This is a genomic window from Shewanella sp. SACH (assembly GCF_001887095.2).
Taxonomy (GTDB): Bacteria; Pseudomonadota; Gammaproteobacteria; order Enterobacterales; family Shewanellaceae; genus Shewanella; species Shewanella baltica.
In genome coordinates, this window is sequence record NZ_MPDG02000002.1 from 1,234,815 (window position 1) to 1,237,350 (window position 2,536).

General features: G+C 45.4%; 1 protein-coding gene and 3 tRNA genes. 3 read left to right on the forward strand and 1 reads right to left on the reverse strand.

Annotated elements, in window-relative coordinates; genetic code table 11:
* Positions 1-124 precede the first annotated feature (124 nt).
* Positions 125-200 (reverse strand) — tRNA-Val (locus BM607_RS13340).
* Between the two features lie 614 nt (positions 201-814).
* Here BM607_RS13340 and gltX point away from each other — a divergent pair.
* From gltX to BM607_RS13355, 3 genes are all read left to right on the forward strand, one after another.
* A complete protein-coding gene (gltX, locus tag BM607_RS13345) occupies positions 815-2,224 on the forward strand; it encodes a glutamate--tRNA ligase (RefSeq protein WP_071939599.1) in 1,410 nt (469 codons plus the stop codon).
* 104 nt (positions 2,225-2,328) lie between these two features.
* Positions 2,329-2,404 (forward strand) — tRNA-Ala (locus BM607_RS13350).
* Between the two features lie 52 nt (positions 2,405-2,456).
* Positions 2,457-2,532, forward strand: a tRNA-Glu gene (locus tag BM607_RS13355).
* Positions 2,533-2,536: the final 4 nt, after the last annotated feature.

The window sequence follows — 2,536 nt, forward strand, 5'->3', positions numbered from 1 at the left end:
TACTGGGCTCGAACCAGTGACCCCCTCCTTGTAAGGGAGGTGCTCTCCCAGCTGAGCTAAGCGACCTGGGATATAACTATGTTGTACAGCCATTATTTCTTTACAAATTATTTATAATAAACAATGGTGGTCGATACTGGGCTCGAACCAGTGACCCCCTCCTTGTAAGGGAGGTGCTCTCCCAGCTGAGCTAATCGACCTCGCTGTGTGGAGCCGTATTATAGGGAGGTTCGATCTAGTGTCAACGCTTTTTAGTGAAAAAAGCATTGGTCGCGCTATTTTTGTTCGCATTGGCTTAATGCTAATCACGCCGCCGATCAAAGTGTTAGTTTATTCGCCTGTCAATGGCGTGCAATTTGAGTGTTTGGGATGCCGCGATAGCTAGACTCATGTTATTCGTGAGCATTTTTGGCGATAAAATGACAGGGTGTGAGTGACTCGCAATGATTAGATGTTAGAGATTGAGTGGATAGCAGTGTATAGGCGTTGCGCCAAAGACACACTATTTATCGCTGGAGGCATGATAGGGGCAAAAGTAGGGCTGGGATCTAAGCGTAGCGAAATCAATCCATGAGTCTTAAGTCAGATAAATGGGGTGCAGGTTTGCGGGTGATAGCTGTGGCACCACTTTATATGTGCACCTTTATATAGGCTTCTCTATATAAGGAGGGGATTTAGCATCACGATTTTACTAGATAAGTGATACTGCAGAGCTTGTCCCATTTGCAGCGCCTGCTTTGACTGTTAGAATAAGCCCACTTTTTTATCGTGATTGTCTTTATCTAGACGACTTTATATAGGTTAGTGTCCCATTATGACAACTAAGACGCGTTTTGCCCCTAGTCCTACTGGTTTCTTACATGTTGGTGGTGCCCGTACTGCACTTTATTCTTGGTTACAAGCTCGCGCCAATAACGGTGAGTTTGTATTACGTATTGAAGACACTGATATTGAGCGTTCGACTCAAGCCGCCTGCGATGCGATTTTAGAAGGTATGAACTGGTTAGGTTTGACATGGGACGAGGGCCCGTATTACCAAACTAAGCGTTTTGATCGTTATAACGAAATTATTGCCCAAATGTTAGCAAAGGGCACTGCATATAAATGCTATTGCTCACGTGAGCGTATTGATGCGTTAAGAGAAGCACAAGCCGCAAACGGTGAAGCACAAAAGTACGATGGTTGCTGCCGTGACTTACCCGCTCGTGATACTGATGAGCCATTTGTCGTGCGCTTCAAAAATCCTATCGGCGGTTCAGTGGTATTTGATGACCATGTTCGTGGCCGTATTGAATTTTCTAACGATGCATTAGATGACTTGATCATCGCCCGTACCGATGGTGTGCCAACCTATAACTTCTGTGTGGTCGTTGACGATTGGGATATGGGAATTACCTGTGTGGTTCGTGGTGAAGATCATATCAACAATACGCCGCGTCAAATTAATATCCTTAAAGCATTAGGGGCGCCGATCCCAGAATATGCTCACGTCTCTATGATTCTCGGTGATGATGGCGCGAAATTATCTAAGCGTCATGGCGCAGTGAGCGTAATGCAGTACCGTGACGATGGCTATTTGCCAGAAGCACTGTTGAACTACCTAGTACGTTTAGGTTGGTCACATGGTGATCAAGAAATCTTCTCATTAGAAGAAATGAAGCAATACTTTAAGCTCGGTGATATCAATAAAGCCGCTTCTGCCTTTAATACCGATAAACTGGTGTGGTTGAACCAACACTATATAAAGAGTCTTGCCCCAGAATATGTGGCAACACACTTACAATGGCACATGGACGATCAAAAAATTGATCTGTCAAACGGCCCTGCATTAGCGGAAGTGGTTACAGCATTGGCTGAGCGCGCTAAGACACTAAAAGAGTTAGCCGCTTCTAGCCGCTATTTCTATGAAGACTTTGCAGAGTTTGATGAGGCCCAAGCGAAAAAGCATTTACGTGGTGTTGCGTTAGAGCCATTGCAACTGGTTCAACAAAAATTAGCCGCATTAACTGATTGGACTGTAGAAGCTATCCATCAGGCGATTGAAGACACTGCAACAGAATTAGATGTGGGTATGGGCAAGGTTGGTATGCCTTTACGTGTCGCTGTAACAGGGGCAGGGCAGTCACCAGGCCTTGATATCACATTATTTTTAATCGGAAGAAGCCGTTCTGAGCAAAGAATATCCAAAGCGATTGAATTTGTAGCAGATAGAATAAATTCCTAAAAAACGAGTTGACACTTTTAGGTGCGCTGCATAGAATGCGCCACGCAGTTGAGACACAGACGAGCAAATGCTTGTAGTGCACTTAAATGTAGTTTAATAAGTTTGGGGCTATAGCTCAGCTGGGAGAGCGCTTGCATGGCATGCAAGAGGTCCACGGTTCGATCCCGTGTAGCTCCACCAAACTTACTGCAGATGTTAAGCAGGAACGTGAGTTCGAATTAATATGTCCGGGGTCCCCTTCGTCTAGAGGCCTAGGACACCGCCCTTTCACGGCGGTAACAGGGGTTCGAATCCCCTAGGGGATACCATCTA